This is a genomic window from Jannaschia seohaensis (genome assembly GCF_900116765.1).
GTDB classification, from domain to species: domain Bacteria; phylum Pseudomonadota; class Alphaproteobacteria; order Rhodobacterales; family Rhodobacteraceae; genus Jannaschia; species Jannaschia seohaensis.
Genome location: NZ_UETC01000002.1, coordinates 231,299 through 246,219 on the forward strand (window position 1 = coordinate 231,299; position 14,921 = coordinate 246,219).

Here is a 14,921-nt window from a genome sequence, read left to right on the forward strand (position 1 = left end):
GGCGCCCGATGGGCGCCCTTTTCTGTTGCGCTATCCCTCTGTCGAAAGGTCCCAAAACGGCCTCCGCCACCCCATAGGCGGTCCCGACGCCCGGACGGGCAGACCCGTGGATGAGGCGACACGCTTTCTCCCACCGGCGCGCGGTTGGCGTTTCGTCAAACAGGAGGGCGGGGCCGAGCTTAGTTCTCGAAAGGGGCGCGTCCGATTGCGGAGACGCCGTGACGGACGATCCCAGGCGCAAGGCCGTCGCGGAGAGCGTCACACGCCATGTCCGACCATTGTGCGATGCGCTGGGGGCGCCGAGCGAGCCGCTTTACCTGCCAAAGACCTGACGCTCCGCGACCTCGCTTGGACGCCCATGCCGATCCCGCCGCCACAATAGCCCGCGACGTGGGCCGGGATCGGCATCTCTGGAGGCCGCGAGGATCACATCCTCTGACGGAGGGTCGAGAGCGATCCCGACGGTCGAATCGCAGCGACGGGCGGCCTGCGAGGGCGCGGATGTCTGGGAGGAGAGCGCGCGGCGCTACGGACTCCGTCTCGCGACCCCATCATGGTTGCCGCCAACTTCCCTCCAGCAATCTGGATGCCTGCCCCTGCCCCTGCTTCTGTCCCGTATACGGCCGGGCGGGTTCACGGTCAGGCCCGTCCGCCGTTCCGGAGCGGCGCTGGTGCCGATCCATGTCGAGGGGCCAATCCCCGTCCGTTCCCGCTCGCCTCGCAGCTCCACCGCACGCTGCACCAAGGTCTGCTCCTGCGGGAGTTCCCCGCCCGGACCGATGGCCCTGTCCGTCTCTCCATGTGCTCCGAGATCGGCCCGGCCGAGAACCTCCGGAGGGGCGGCTATCAGACGGAGTCGATGGACGGGCTGCGCCGAAAGACCTATGAGGCGGGCGGAGCGGGGCCCGCGGAGGGCTTCGACGGGACCAATGGGAGGCCGGGTTGCGTCTGATGCGGGCCCGGGGGCGGGCATGAGCGTAGGCATCTTCGACAGCGGGCTGGGCGGCCTGACCGTCTGGGAGGCGGTGACCCGCCGCCTGCCCGACCTCTCGGTCAGCTATTACGGCGACAACGCCCATGCGCCCTACGGCGTTCGCACCGCCGACGACGTCCACGCCCTGACCGTCAAGGCCGTCCACGCCATGTGGGAAGAGTGCGATCTCGTCGTCCTGGCCTGCAACACCGCCTCGGCCGCCGCGCTGCGCCGCATGCAGGAGGCGGGCGTGCCGCCGGGCAAGCGCGTGCTGGGCGTGTTCGTGCCCCTGATCGAGGCCCTCACGGAGCGGCAATGGGGCGACAATTCCCCCCCGCGGGAGGTGGCGGTGAATCAGGTCGCGCTCTTCGCCACGCCCGCCACCGTCGCCTCGCGGGCCTTCCAGCGGGAATTGGCCTTCCGCGCCATCGGCGTCGACGTGGAGGCGCAGGCCTGCGCCGGCGTGGTCGATGCGATCGAGGATGGCGACATGATCCTCGCGGACGCGCTGGTCCGCTCCCATGTGGACGCGCTGCTGCGCAAGATGCCGCATCCGGACGCGGCGATCCTGGGCTGCACCCATTACCCCCTTGTCGCAGAGAGCTTTCAGCGGGCGCTCGGCCCGGGTGTGAAGGTCTTCAGTCAAGCCGATATTGTGGCCGAGAGCCTAGCCGACTATCTGCAACGCAGGCCCGAGATGGCCCGCGGCGGCAGCACCCGCATGGTCACCACGGGCGACCCGGAGCGGGTCTCGGCCCGCGCGACGCAGTTCCTGCGCCGCCAGATCACGTTCGAAGCGGCCTGACGGGAGGAGAACCGATGCGCTCGCTGAAGAAAACACGCCGGATTCAGGTCATCGCACTGGCCGTGGTGGCGCTCGCGCTCTCGGCCGGACTGATCGGATATGGCTTCCGCGACGGGATCAACTTCTTCCGCTCGCCCAGCCAGGTGGCCGAGGCGCCGCCGCCCCCCAGCGAGGTGTTCCGCATCGGCGGCCTCGTGGAAGAGGGCAGCCTGGTCCGGGGCGAAGGCACCTCGATCACGTTCCGCGTCACCGATGGCGGCGCCTCGATACCCGCGATCTATACCGGGGTACTGCCCGACCTCTTCGGCGAGGGCGAAGGCATGGTCGGCACCGGATCCTTTGTCGATGGCGTCTTCGTGGCGACCGAAATCCTGGCCCGCCACGACGAGACCTACATGCCCGCCGAGGTCGTCGACGCGCTCAAGGAACAGGGCGTCTACCAGGGCCCCGAAAGCTGACCGAGATCCCCGCCACCGTCTCGAACACCAACCTCCGCGCCGCGGCGTGGATGCTGGGTTCGATCGCGTCCTTCACCGCGATGGCGGTGGCGGGTCGTGCCGTGAGCCATCTGCACGACACCTTCGAGATCATGCTCTACCGCTCGGTCGTGGGCGTTCTCGTGGTGCTGGGCCTGGGGTTGGCGCTCGGGCGCCTGGGCGAGATCTCGACGCGCAACCTCAAGCTCCAGATCGGGCGGAACATCGCCCATTTCACGGGGCAGAACCTGTGGTTCCTCGCCCTGATCTCCGCCCCGCTGGCGCAGGTCTTCGCGATGGAGTTCACCTCACCGCTCTGGGTGCTGCTGCTCGCGCCGCTCATCCTCGGGGAGCGGGTGCGCCCGGCGCAATACGGCGTGGCCGCCATGGGCTTTGGCGGCGTGCTGCTGGTCGCGCAGCCCTTCTCGGGCGGGATATCGCTGGGCCTCGTCTGGGCGGGGATGGCCGCGCTCTTCTTCGCGCTGACCAACCTGCTCACCCGCCGGCTGACGCGGACCGAGACGGTGATGGGCATCCTGTTCTGGCTGACGGTGCTGCAACTCCTGTTCGGGCTGATCACCGCGGGGCTCGACGGCGATATCGCCCTGCCCGACGCGACCACCCTGCCCTGGCTGGCGCTGATCGGCTTCGCCGGGCTCGCCGCGCATTTCTGCCTGACCAACGCGCTGTCGCTCGCCCCCGCGGCCACGGTGATGCCGGTGGACTTCGCGCGCCTGCCGCTGATCGCGCTGATCGGGGCGCTGTTCTATGGGGAGGGGCTCGACCCGCTGATCCTGCTTGGCGGGGCGGTGATCGCAGGTGCCGCCTGGACAAACCTGAAACTCGCCAATCGCGGATGAATTTCGCGCTCGTGGTATTTTTATCACATCCCAAAGACCGCTGCTGAAACGAGAATTTTTGACGCAGCGTTCGATTTGACCGAAATCGGGCGGTGTGAGCAGTAAGCGACCCATCGCAGGTTTCGTATGCCGGAAGGGATGACCGGCCGCGGCCCATCAAGGCCGCAACTCAAGGGAAGAGGACACAGATGAATCGCTTCGTACTCGCCGCGGTCGCAACGACCGTGAGCGCGGGCACCGCCGTCGCGGGCGGGCTCGACCGCTCCGGCCAATCCGTTGCCGCGATCTTCGATCCGGCCAATACGCTCTCCTTCGGGCTAAGCTATGTGCAGCCGGATCTGACCGGCGCTGACACCGGCGGCACGGGGGGCAGCTATGACGCCGGCGGCGACTACGCCAATTTCGGCTGGAGCTTTACCAACGCGGTCAACGACCGGTTCAGCTATGCGATCATCGGCGATCAGCCCTTTGGCGCCGACATCCTCTATAATGACGACCCGACCGCCTCGAACCTGGGCGGCACCAAGGCCGACCTGAGTTCCAACGCGGTGAGCTTCATCGGGAAATATCGGTTCTCGGAGCGCTTCAGCCTCTTCGGCGGCCTGCGGGCAGAACGGGCGGGCGGCGAGATCACCCTCAACGGTCTCGCCTATCAGGCGGCGCTCGGCGCGCGGGGGCTTGGCCAAGCACTCAGCCGGGCGGCGGCGTCGGGCGATCCGCTCTCCGCGGGAGTCCTGCAAAGCGTGGGCGCGAGCGCGCCGCAGGCGTTGGCGGGCGTCGCTGTCGGCAGCCCCCAGACCCAGGCGCTGGAGCAGCAACTGCGCTCCAACCCGAGCTTCGCCCAGTCCCTGGACGCCATCCAGGCTTTCACCTCCACCGGCGGATACGATGTCGTGATCGAGCAGGATTGGGGCCTGGGTCTCACCTTCGGCGCGGCCTATGAGATCCCCGAGATCGCCCTGCGCCTCGCCGTGACTTACCACTCCGAAGTCACCCACGACACCACGGGCAACGAGACCTCGATCCTGTTCGGCGGCACCACACTGTCCAACGACCTGAGCTTCGCCTCACCGCAATCGGTCAATATCGAATTCCAGACTGGCATCGCCGAGGACACGCTGCTCTTGGCCGGGCTGCGCTGGGCGGATTGGGGCGATTTCGATGTCATCCCCAAATTGCTGGGTTCCGACCTTGCCAATATCGACGACAGCTATCGCTGGAGCCTCGGCGTCGCGCGGCGCTTCAACGAGAACCTCGTGGGCCTTGCGACAATCATCTACGAAAAGGACAGAGGCACCGACACGGTGACGCCGCTGGGGCCGACGGATGGCCAGATCGGTGTCTCGCTGGGCGCGCGCTATACCTCCGGAAATCTGAACATCTCGGGCGGCATCAACTACACCAAGCTCGGCGATGCCTATGCGGGCGTGGCGAATCAGCCGGTCGCTCTGTTCGAGGATAACAGCGCCATCGGCATCGGCCTAAAGGTCGCCTACGAGTTCTGAGCGTTTCGCGCCCGTCTCTCCCGCGCCCCGCCCGTCCCGGCGGGGCGTGTTCGTTTGCGCCGGGCGCAACTTCCGGGTCGCGCCGGAGACCGCGCGGCGCTACGCCCGCTCCATGACGAGCCGCGACATCCCTTCCCGCGCCTGGGCCGAGCTGGGCCTGCTCTCGCTGATCTGGGGCGGCAGCTTCCTCGCGATCCGCACCGCGCTGGACGAGATCCCTGTCGCCACCTCGGTGGCCTACCGGGTCGGACTCGCGGCGCTGGTGCTCTGGGCCTATGTGCTCGTCCGACGCCTGCCCCTGCCCCGCGCACCGCGGATCTGGGGGGCCTTGCTGGCGATGGGGCTTCTGAACAACGTGATCCCCTTCTCGCTGATGGCCTGGGGCCAGCTCCATATCGAGACGGGGCTGACTTCGATTCTCAACGCGGGCACGGCCGTGTTCGGCGTGCTGGCGGCGGCCCTGTTTCTGGCCGACGAGTCGCTGACGCTGCGGCGCGCGATCGGCGTCGGGCTGGGTTTTTTCGGAGTAGCGACCGCCATCGGACTGGAAAACCTCGCGAATTTCGACATCCGCTCCATGGCCCAGATCGCCGTCGTACTGGGCACTATGTCCTACGCGCTGGCGGGGGTCTGGGCGCGGCTCAGGCTCCAGGGCCTCGCGCCTCAGGTGCAGGCGGCGGGGATGCTGACCGGCTCCTCCCTGGTCATGATCCCCGTCGCGCTCTGGCTCGACGGTCCGGTCGTCCCGCAGGAGGCGAGCACGATCCTCGCGGTGGGCTACTACGCCGTCATCGCCACGGCCGGCGCCTATCTGCTCTACTTCCGGGTCCTGGCCATGGCGGGCAGCGGCAACACGATGCTCTGCACGCTGATGGTCGCGCCGGTGGCGATCCTGCTGGGCGCGGTCCTGCGAGGCGAAGTGCTGTCGCCCAATGTCTATGCCGGTTTCGCCCTTCTCGCCCTCGGTCTCGCGCTGCTGGACGGTCGCCTGTTGCGCCGGCTGCGGCGGGGGGCTACGCCCGGTCCATGATCTACGAGACCCCGGCCGAGTGGCGCGACGCGCCGGCCAAGCGCGTGACCTTCTTCGGCATGTCCGGCCTGGGCAAGACCCACTTGTCGGAGATCCTGCGCGCGTCCGGCGAGTGGTTCCACTACTCCGTCGATTACCGCATCGGCACCGCCTATATGGGCGAGCATATCAATGACAATCTCAAGCGCGAGGCGATGCGCGTGCCGTTCCTTGCGAACCTCTTGCGCACCGATTCGATCTATATCGGGTCGAACATCACCTTCGATAACCTCGCGCCGCTCTCGACCTATCTGGGCCAGCCCGGCGACCCCAAGAAGGGCGGCCTGCCGCTTGCCGAATACGAGCGGCGCCAGGCGCTGCATGTGCGCGCCGAGATCAATGCGCTGCTCGACCTGCCCCATTTCATCGAGCGAGCGGGCGATATCTACGGCTACAACAATTTCGTCTGCGACTCGGGCGGCTCCACCTGCGAGGTGGTCGATGCTGAGGATCCGAACGACCCCGTCCTGACGACCCTGTCCGAAAACACGCTAATGGTCTGGATCGAAGGCAGCGACGAACACACCCAGACCCTGATCGACCGCTTCGCCCGCGCGCCCAAGCCGATGTGCTACCGCCCCGAATTCCTGACCCAGGCGTGGCAGTCTCACATGCGGCGCACCGGCCACGGCCCCGATCAGGTCGACCCCAAGGCCTTCGCCGTTGAGGCCTACACCGCCGCCATCCGCGAACGCCAGCCCCGCTATGCCGCCATGGCCCGCAACTGGGGCGTCACCGTGCAGGCCTCCGACGTGATGCAGGTCCGCGATGCCGAGGACGTGACCGATCTCGTCGCCGGTGCCCTTGGCAGACACGCCTCCGGCGCATAGATCCCCTCTCCACCCCAAACGGGAGACAGAAAGCTCACCGCTCCCTCTTCTTCCCTGTCTAAATATCCCGGGGGTCCGGGGGCTGGCCCCCGGTCCCGCCCTAGAAGCCGACAAAACGGCCCAACGGAGGCCCGCCATGCCCATCACCCTCCCCCGCGACCTTCCCGCCTACGATGTGCTGGGCCGCGAGGGCGTGATGGTCATGTCCGACCGCGCGGCCTCCCGGCAGGACATCCGGCCGATGCGGATCGGCCTGCTCAACCTGATGCCGATGAAGATCGCGACCGAGACGCAGTTCGCCCGGCTGATCGGCGCCACGCCGCTCCAGGTCGAGCTCACGCTGATCCGCATGACCGAGCATCAGTCGAAGAACACGCCCGCCGCGCATATGGAGTCGTTCTACCGCGCCTTCCAGGACGTGAAGCACCTGAAGTTCGACGGGCTCATCGTCACCGGCTCCCCGATCGAGCATCTCCCCTTCGAGGAGGTGACCTATTGGGACGAGCTGCGCGAGGTGATGGACTGGACGCAGACGAACGTGCATTCGACCTTCGGCGTCTGCTGGGGCGCGATGGCGATGGCTTACCATTTCCACGGCGTGCCCAAGCACATCCTGGACCATAAGCTGTTCGGCTGCTTCCGCGTCACCAACGAGGCGCCTGCCTCGCCCTATCTGCGCGGCTTCTCGGACGAATGCCTCGTGCCCGTTTCGCGCTGGACCGAGCTCTGGCGCGACGAGGTCGAGGCGGCGGGGATGGAGGTGCTGCTGGGCTCCGAGGAGACGGGGCCCTGTCTGGTCGAGGATCGGGCGCGCCGCTGCGTCCATATCTTCAACCATTTCGAGTATGACAGCGACACGCTGCAAAAAGAGTACGAGCGGGACATCGCCAACGGGACGCCGATCAACATCCCCGGCAACTATTACCCTGACGACGATCCGACCCGCAAGCCGCAGAACCGCTGGCGCAGCCATGGACACTTGCTTTATGGCAATTGGATCAACGAGATCTATCAGACAACACCGTTCGACACCCGTCTGATCGGCACCCACCGGCAGGTCCTGGGAGCCGACCCGGAACCGCTGTGAGCGGACGCGCCCGCGAGGCCGCGCCGACGCCATTGTTCTGCCCGCCCGGCCGCGTAGAGTGACGGCATGTCGGGACACAGGCTCATCGCTGGCGGTGTGGCGACGCTCCTGACCGGAGGCGTGGCCCGGAGGGCCATGCGGCGGGAAAGCGCGGCCGAGGCCGCCTATCCTCCTCAGGGCAAGATCCTCGATGTCGGCGGCGTGCCCGTCCACGCGGTCGTGCGCGGGACCGGGCCGGATCTCGTGATGATCCACGGCGCGTCGGGCAACCTTCGGGAATTCACCTTCGATCTGATCTCGCGGCTGCAGGACCGCTATCGCTGCATCGCCTTCGACCGTCCGGGGCTGGGCTATACCGGCCGCCCCGATCCCGCCTATGCCGCTGCCTGGACCTCCCGCGCGGAAACGCCCGAGGAGCAGGCCGCACTGCTGGCTCGGGCCTATGCCCAGATCGGCGCGGGCCCGCCGATCGTGCTGGGCCACAGCTTCGGCGGCACGGTGGCGCTGGCCTGGGCGCTGGACCACCCGGCGCGGGCGCTGGTGCTGCTGGCGGCGGCGGCGATGGAATGGGAAGGCGGGCTCGGCCCGCTCTATGCCGTGACCGCCTCGGCCCCCGGCGGCGCGCTCGCCGTGCCCGTGCTGACCGCGACGGTGACCGACGCGCAGCTGGGCGACATCACCCGGCGGATCTTCGACCCGGACCCGGTGCCCGCGGGCTATGAGGCCCATATCGGCGCGCCGCTGACGCTCCGCCGCGCCTCGCTGCGGGCCAATGCGCGCCAGGTGAACGGCCTGAAGCCCCACATCATTCGGATGCAGGCGCGCTATCCCGGTCTGACACTGCCAATCGAGTGGGTCCACGGCGATGCCGACACCATCGTCCCGGCGCAGATCCATGCCCACCCGTTCCGCGCCCGCGTGCCGCACACGTCGCTGACGATGCTGGACGGGGTCGGCCACATGCCCCACCACGCCCGCACCGAGGCCGTGATCGCCGCCATCGACCGGGCAGCGGCCGCGGCGACCTGAGCCTCGGCATCGTTCGCGGCGCGCGGCCCCGGTTCCCCCTGGCAGGCGCTCGGGGGCCACGTTACGTTGCGCCCCAAACGCGAGGGAGAGACCCATGACCGAGACCCGCCAATACGGCTTCGACACGCTTCAAGTGCATGCCGGCAGCCATCCCGACCCGGCGACCGGCGCCCGCCAGACGCCGATCTACCAGTCCACCGCCTATGTCTTCCGCGACGCGGAGCACGCGGCCAAGCTCTTCAACCTCCAGGAGGTGGGCTACATCTATTCCCGCCTGACCAACCCCACCGTCGCCGTCCTGCAAGAGCGGATCGCGACGCTGGAAGGCGGGATCGGCGCGGTCTGCTGTTCTTCGGGCCACGCGGCGCAGATCATGGCGCTCTTCCCGCTGATGCAACCGGGCTGCAATGTGGTCGCCTCGACCCGGCTCTATGGCGGCACGGTCACGCAGTTTTCCCAGACCATCAAGCGCTTCGGCTGGTCGGCCAAGTTCGTCGATTTCGACGACCCGCAGGCCGTGGCCGACGCCATCGACGAGAACACCCGCGCGGTCTTCGGCGAGGCCATCGCCAATCCCGGCGGCTGGATCATGGATGTGCGCGCCATCGCCGATGTGGCCGACGCGGCGGGCGTGCCGCTCATCATCGACAACACCACGGCGACCCCCTACCTCGTGCGCCCGATCGAGCACGGCGCGACGCTCGTCGTCCACTCGACCACGAAATACCTGACCGGCAACGGCACCGTGACCGGCGGCTGCATCGTAGACTCGGGCAAGTTCGACTGGTCCGCATCGGGCAAGTTCCCCTCCCTCTCGGAGGCCGAGCCCGCCTATCACGGCCTGCGCTTCCACGAGACTTTCGGCGGCATGGCCTTTACGTTCCACGGAATCGCCGTGGGCCTGCGCGATCTGGGCATGACGATGAACCCGCAGGCGGCGCATTACACGCTGCTGGGCATCGAGACCCTGAGCCTCCGGATGCAGCGCCACGTCGCCAATGCCGAGAAGATCGCCGCCTGGCTGGAGACCCATCCCGCCGTCGCCGAGGTCACCTATGCGGGCCTGCCGTCGTCGCCCTATAACGCGCTGGCCAAGAAGGTCTGCCCGGAGGGCGCGGGCGGTCTGTTCACCTTCCGGCTCAAGGGCGGCTACGACGCCTGCGTGAAGTTCATCGACTCGGTCGAGATCTTCAGCCACGTCGCCAATCTGGGCGACACGCGCAGCCTCTGTATCCACTCCGCTTCCACCACCCACCGGCAGCTCTCGCCCGAGCAGCAGGAGGCGGCGGGCGCCGGGCCGGATGTGGTCCGGATCTCCATCGGGATCGAGGATGCCGACGACCTGATCGCCGATCTTGAGCAGGCGCTGGCCAAGGCCGCGCCGCAGATGGCCGCCGAGTAAGGCGCACAGCAATCACCTGGGACAGCCCGTACGCGGGCTGTCCCACTCGCCGGCGCGACCCTACTCGGCCGGGACCAGCGCGATTTCGAGCGTGACCGTCACGACTTCGGAAATCTCCCCAGGCGCGATGGGCATGGCCCGCGCCATCTCCATCTGCACCATCGGCGCGGGACCGGGCAGGTTGGCCCCGCCCTCGGCGAGCCGCAGGATCGGCCCCACCGTCAGCCCCGCCGCCTCGGCATAGAGACGCGCCTTGGCCATCGCGTCCTCGAAGGCCGCGCGGCGCGCCGCGTCCTCGGCCGGACGCGGGTCGGACATCTGGAAGCTCAGACCGTCCAGCCCGTTCGCCCCGTCATCCACCACGGCGCTCATCACCGCGCCGAGCCGGTCCAAGTCCCGCACCCGCACCGTGACCGTCGCGCGCGCCTCGTAGCCCGAGATCCGGGGCGCACCCCGATCGTCAGGCCGGTCCCAGCGCGGCTGGAGCGACACAGTGCTGCTCTGGACGTCGCGCGCGGCGACCGCCTCGGCCGAGATCCGCTCCAGCACGGCATCCATTGCGGTGGCCAGCGCGTCCATCGCCGCCTCGGCCGCCTCTGCCTCGCGGGTAACGGAAACGCGGATCGTCGCCATGTCGGGCACCTGCGTCACCTCGCCTCGTCCCTCGACGGTGAGGCGCGGCGCCTCCTGGGCGGGGGCCGCAAAGGCCATAAGCAGCGGAAAGAGTAAAAGTGTTGCAACACGCATAGCGGCTCGTCCTCGAAATGATCCTTCCCCACCACACTATCGCCGCAAGCCATCGGGTCAGCCCGGATTCTTTCCATCGGCGGAGGCTTGCCTTAAGCTCGATCCAGACCCCAGGTCGTTCTCGCGACGGCCCGCCCCTCGTGCTAGGCCCGACCCGATGACACCTCAAATCGCCCTGGACCTGACACTCGACACGATCACCGTGCTGAGCCGCGCGCCCGAAGGCGGCTGGTGGCGCGAGGGCACGGTGCGCCTGACCGACCCGGACATGCCCGAGCGTCTGGCCCAGCTGCGCGACGTGGCCGAGCGGCGGGTCGGCGCCGATTTCGTCTCGGTGCTCGTGCTGCCCGACAGTCAGCTTCTCTACACCTCGCTGGAGCGGGACGACCGCCGCCCGGACGAGACGATCCGCTCTCTGCTCAAGGGGCGCACGCCCTATGACGTGGCGGACCTGACCTGGGACTACGTGGAGCGGGGCGACCGGCTGCAAGTGGCGGTCGTGGCCCTCGACACGCTGATGGAGGCGGAGAGCTTCGCCGCGGAATACGGCTTCCGCCCCGTGGCCGTCGCCGCCAACCCGAACGATCCGGCCTATCCCGGCATCCCGTCCTTCGGGAAGACGGGGCTGGCAGGGGATCTTCTGGCGGGCGACACGCTGGAGTTGATGATTGAGGACGGCTTCCGCGCCGTCCCCGCCCCGCCCCTGCCGGAGCCGGTTGAGGAAAGCGCGACGCCTGACTCCAAGGCCGCGCCAGCGGAGGAAGCGCCCATCCCGTTCGACGCCTCCGAGGACGCGGCGCAGGATGTCGCCGAGACCGAGGCCCCGGCGCCCCCCAGCGCCGAGGACGCGCCGCTCACATTCCGGCCCACGCCCCCGACCCCGGACCAGGGCGCGGCGTCCGACCCGGCGGACACGCCCGGCTTCGTGAGCACCCGCGCCGCCGCGCCGGCCGCCCCGACCCCACCGGAAGCCCGCGCCGCCAATGGTGACCGCCTGGCCCGCATCACGCCCCGGCTGACCGCGACCCCCGCGCTGGGTGCCGGACGGGACGCGCCTCCGCTACCGACCCCCGCCGATATCGAGGCGCAGGGCACGCGCGGTGCACGCTATCCCATCTCGACCTCGCGCCCAGCCGAGCCCCCGATGACCGCGTCGCCATCGACGCCGCCCCGGTTCGATGCCCCGAAAAAGTCCGCCCCCGCGGAGGACGCGCCGCCCCCGCAAACCTTCGACGCGCCCAAGAAAAACTCTGCCCCCACCATCGAGGACAGCCCCGGCCGCACCGGGCCGAAGGCGCTCAAGGCCCCACCGGTCGCGCCCCCGGGCAGCTTTGCCGCCCATCTGAAGCGACGGGCCACCGATCCGGACGCCGTGGCCGAATGGGAAGAGGCGAACGCGCGCCGCAAGGCCGAGGGCGGGGAGGCCGCCAAGACTCCGGCGCCTGCCCCCGACCGGCCCAAGCGCTACCAGGTCGCCCCCGAGGACGCGCCCGCCAGCCTTGCCGCCCGGATCAAGCGCCGCGCGGAGGAGCAGCGCGCGCAGGAGGCCGCCGCGCCGAACCGGTCTGACGCCGACCCGAAGACCCCCAGCGAGGCCGAGTCGCTTGCCTTGCCGGGCATCGCCCGGGCCCAGGCGGCCGAAGCGCGGGGCGGCGCGCGGCTGGGGCTGATGCTCACCCTTGGCCTGCTGGCGATCCTGATCCTCGTCGGTCTGGGCGCCACGCTGCTCGGCGACGACGCCGCGACCGCCCAGGAAGAGACCCGGGCCCCGGCCGCGGGTGCGGTGACGCTGCTGCCCACGACCCCGGACCCGTCCGAGGAGCGCGAAATCGCGGCGCTTCCTGCGGTCACCGTCGCGCCTGCGGAGGCCTCGGACCCGGCCGCCCTGCTGCCCGAGCCGGGTTCGGTCACGACCGGCCGGGCGGGCCCCGCGGGGATCTCGGCACCGACACCGATCGAGACGCCCCTCCTGGCCCGCAGCCTGCCCGAGGATCCGCAATCTGAGGAACATATCCAGGCCAGCGTCGCGCCCGGGCTCGCCCAGCCCCCCTCCTTCGAGACCGCCCCGACCGCCGAAACGACGCCCGCAGTCTTCATCGGCATCTGGAAGGCCGATGGGGATTTCGACGCGCCGGACCGGATCGCACCGCCCGCCATCCCGGGATCGCCGGTGGTGGAGGCCGCGCTGGACCCGGCGCTTTCCGGGCCGGCCATGGCGGGCCTGCCCACGGTCGCGACCGCGCCGGACCCGCTCACCCCGCGACGCAACCCGCCGCCAGTAGAGCTGATCGAGAGCCGCGACGCGGCGCTCGGCCTGACGCCTGCGACGCGGGAATGGACCGTGTTGCCAACGGGCTATGCGCTTTTGCGCGGCCAGCCCGCGGCCTTGCCGCGTCCCCGGCCTGGCGGCGCGGCCGAGGCCCGTCTCGCGGCATTGGCGGCGCAAGCCGAGGCCGTCGCCCCCGAGCCGACGCAGACCGAGACCGTCGAAGCGGAGCGGAACGTCGCGGCGGACGCGACCGAGGCCACGCTCGACGCGGTGGCCGACATACCGGCGCCGTCCGCGCCGGCCTCTCCTGCCTTCGCCTCGCTCGCGACTGCGGCGCTCGACCGGCTCGCCGCCCCGGAAGAGGCCGAAATCACCCTCGTCGCGGCGACAACAGAGGGCACGCTCGCCCCCGGCGGCTACACCGTTCTCCAAGGCCGCCCGGCCACGCTCCCGCTGCGCCGCCCCGAGACGGAGGCGGAAACCAGCGCCGCCCCGGACCCGGCTTCGCCCGAACCGAATGCGGCCGAGGCCGAGACCGGACCGCCGGAGCCGGCCCCGGAAGGCGTCGTCGCCCCTGGCGGCTTCACGCTCCTGGAAGGCCGGCCCGACGCCTTCCCCGCGCCCCGGCCCGAGGATGGCGACGCCGCCGCGACCGACCCTTCGCCAGAGGCTGCGCCCCTTCAGGACGCGACGGCCGCCGCCGAGGCGAGAGTGACCGAGGCTGCGCTGATCGCGCCGAGCGAAGAGGGCGTTCTGGCGCCGGGGGGCTACACGCTCCTGCTTGGCCGCCCGGAGACGCTCCCCGCGCCTCGCCCCGTGACCGAGGAGACCAGCGGGGCGACCGACGCGCCGGAGCTGGTCCCCAGCGACACCGCCGCGCCAGAGGTCGTGCAACGGGCCTCGGTCGATGCGACGTCGGACCTCGTGGCCCCGACCCCCGAGGGCGTTTTAGCGCCGGGCGGCTACACGCTCCAGCTCGGCCGCCCGGACACGATGCCCGCGCGCCGGGCCGAGGATTCCGAGGGCCTCACTGCGGCGGAGGCGGAGTCGGAGGCCGCGACCGAGAGCGCCGCAGGCGAGGACGCCACACCCGAGGCAGTGATCGAGGACAGCGTGCTGCGGCGCGTGCGTCCCGTCGCGCGGCCGGACGCCATCGACGCGGCGGCCGCCGCGCAGGCGGCCGCGCTCGCCGCGGAAGCAGAGGCCGAAGAGGCAGCCCTCGCGGCGCTGCGCCGCACCCAGCCCCGCCCGCGCCCGGCCTCCATCGCCGAAGAAGCCACCAAAGCCGCCATCGCCTCGGCGCGTGCGGCCACCGAACAGGCCGCCATCGACGCGGCGCAGCAGGCCGCCGCGGCCTCGCTCGCCTCGGTCGCGGCCGATTCCACCCCGAGCGTGTCGTCGGGTCCCGTCTCCGTGCTCGCCCTGGCGGCGTCCGAACGGCCCCGCACCCGGCCCCGCCATGTGGAGCGGGAGGCCGCACGCATCGTGTCGCAGCGAAGTCAGGTCGCAGCCGCCGCCAGCGCCGCCACCACCCAGCCGCGCCAACAAGCGGCCACGCGAGTCGATCGCGGGTCGCCGCCGATCCGATCGGCCGGCGGCAATGTCGAACGGGCCGCCACCGAGCGAAACGTGCTGCGTCTCAACCAGACGAACCTGATCGGCGTCTACGGCCGGGCCAATGCGCGGCGCGCGCTCGTCCGGCTCTCGAATGGACGTTACGTGAAGGTCGAGGTGGGCGACCGGCTGGACCGGGGCCGCGTCACCGCCATCGGCGAGGATCGGCTGCAATATCAGCGCGGCGGCCGCAACGTGGTGCTGGAGCTCCCGCGCGGCTGACGGCGTGTGGCGGGCGCGGAGAGCATTGACCGT

General features: G+C 70.1%; 11 protein-coding genes. 10 read left to right on the forward strand and 1 reads right to left on the reverse strand.

The features are described 5' to 3' along the window. Positions 1–971: 971 nt before the first annotated feature. From DTQ71_RS05915 to DTQ71_RS05955, 9 genes are all read left to right on the forward strand, one after another. Entirely contained in the window at positions 972–1,778 is an 807-nt protein-coding gene (locus DTQ71_RS05915; protein WP_109563359.1) for a glutamate racemase, read from the forward strand. Positions 1,779–1,792: 14 nt separating this feature from the next. Then, a complete protein-coding gene (gene ccmE, locus DTQ71_RS05920) occupies positions 1,793–2,236 on the forward strand; it encodes a cytochrome c maturation protein CcmE (protein WP_109563360.1) in 444 nt (147 codons plus the stop codon). Between the two features lie 50 nt (positions 2,237–2,286). Further along, positions 2,287–3,114: a DMT family transporter gene (locus DTQ71_RS05925; protein WP_109563361.1), complete on the forward strand. Its 828-nt coding sequence runs from the start codon at positions 2,287–2,289 to the stop codon at positions 3,112–3,114. A gap of 188 nt (positions 3,115–3,302) precedes the next feature. Further along, a complete protein-coding gene (locus tag DTQ71_RS05930; protein ID WP_109563362.1) occupies positions 3,303–4,619 on the forward strand; it encodes an OmpP1/FadL family transporter in 1,317 nt (438 codons plus the stop codon). Positions 4,620–4,731: 112 nt separating this feature from the next. Next, a complete protein-coding gene (locus DTQ71_RS05935; RefSeq protein WP_109563760.1) occupies positions 4,732–5,649 on the forward strand; it encodes a DMT family transporter in 918 nt (305 codons plus the stop codon). Further along, entirely contained in the window at positions 5,646–6,518 is an 873-nt protein-coding gene (locus DTQ71_RS05940; protein WP_109563363.1) for an ATPase, read from the forward strand. The genes DTQ71_RS05935 and DTQ71_RS05940 overlap by 4 nt, the downstream gene beginning before the upstream one ends. A 136-nt stretch (positions 6,519–6,654) precedes the next feature. Then, the gene (locus tag DTQ71_RS05945; RefSeq protein ID WP_109563364.1) at positions 6,655–7,605 is read left to right on the forward strand and encodes a homoserine O-succinyltransferase; all 951 of its coding nucleotides are present in this window, start codon (positions 6,655–6,657) and stop codon (positions 7,603–7,605) included. A 66-nt stretch (positions 7,606–7,671) separates the two neighbouring features. Continuing rightward, positions 7,672–8,634 carry an alpha/beta fold hydrolase gene (locus DTQ71_RS05950; protein WP_109563365.1) on the forward strand — a complete coding sequence of 321 codons (963 nt, stop codon included), beginning with the start codon at positions 7,672–7,674 and terminating at the stop codon, positions 8,632–8,634. 94 nt (positions 8,635–8,728) lie between these two features. Beyond that, positions 8,729–10,036, forward strand: coding sequence for an O-acetylhomoserine aminocarboxypropyltransferase/cysteine synthase family protein (locus tag DTQ71_RS05955; RefSeq protein WP_109563366.1), 1,308 nt, complete (start codon positions 8,729–8,731; stop codon positions 10,034–10,036). Positions 10,037–10,096: 60 nt separating this feature from the next. Here the strand turns inward: DTQ71_RS05955 and DTQ71_RS05960 are convergent, their stop codons facing one another. Further along, positions 10,097–10,783: an SIMPL domain-containing protein gene (locus DTQ71_RS05960; RefSeq protein ID WP_109563367.1), complete on the reverse strand. Its 687-nt coding sequence runs from the start codon at positions 10,781–10,783 to the stop codon at positions 10,097–10,099. A 157-nt stretch (positions 10,784–10,940) separates the two neighbouring features. On the opposite strand from DTQ71_RS05960, the gene DTQ71_RS05965 reads away from it, so the two are divergent. After that, complete coding sequence (locus DTQ71_RS05965) at positions 10,941–14,888, forward strand: hypothetical protein (protein WP_109563368.1); 3,948 nt, start codon at positions 10,941–10,943, stop codon at positions 14,886–14,888. Positions 14,889–14,921: the final 33 nt, after the last annotated feature.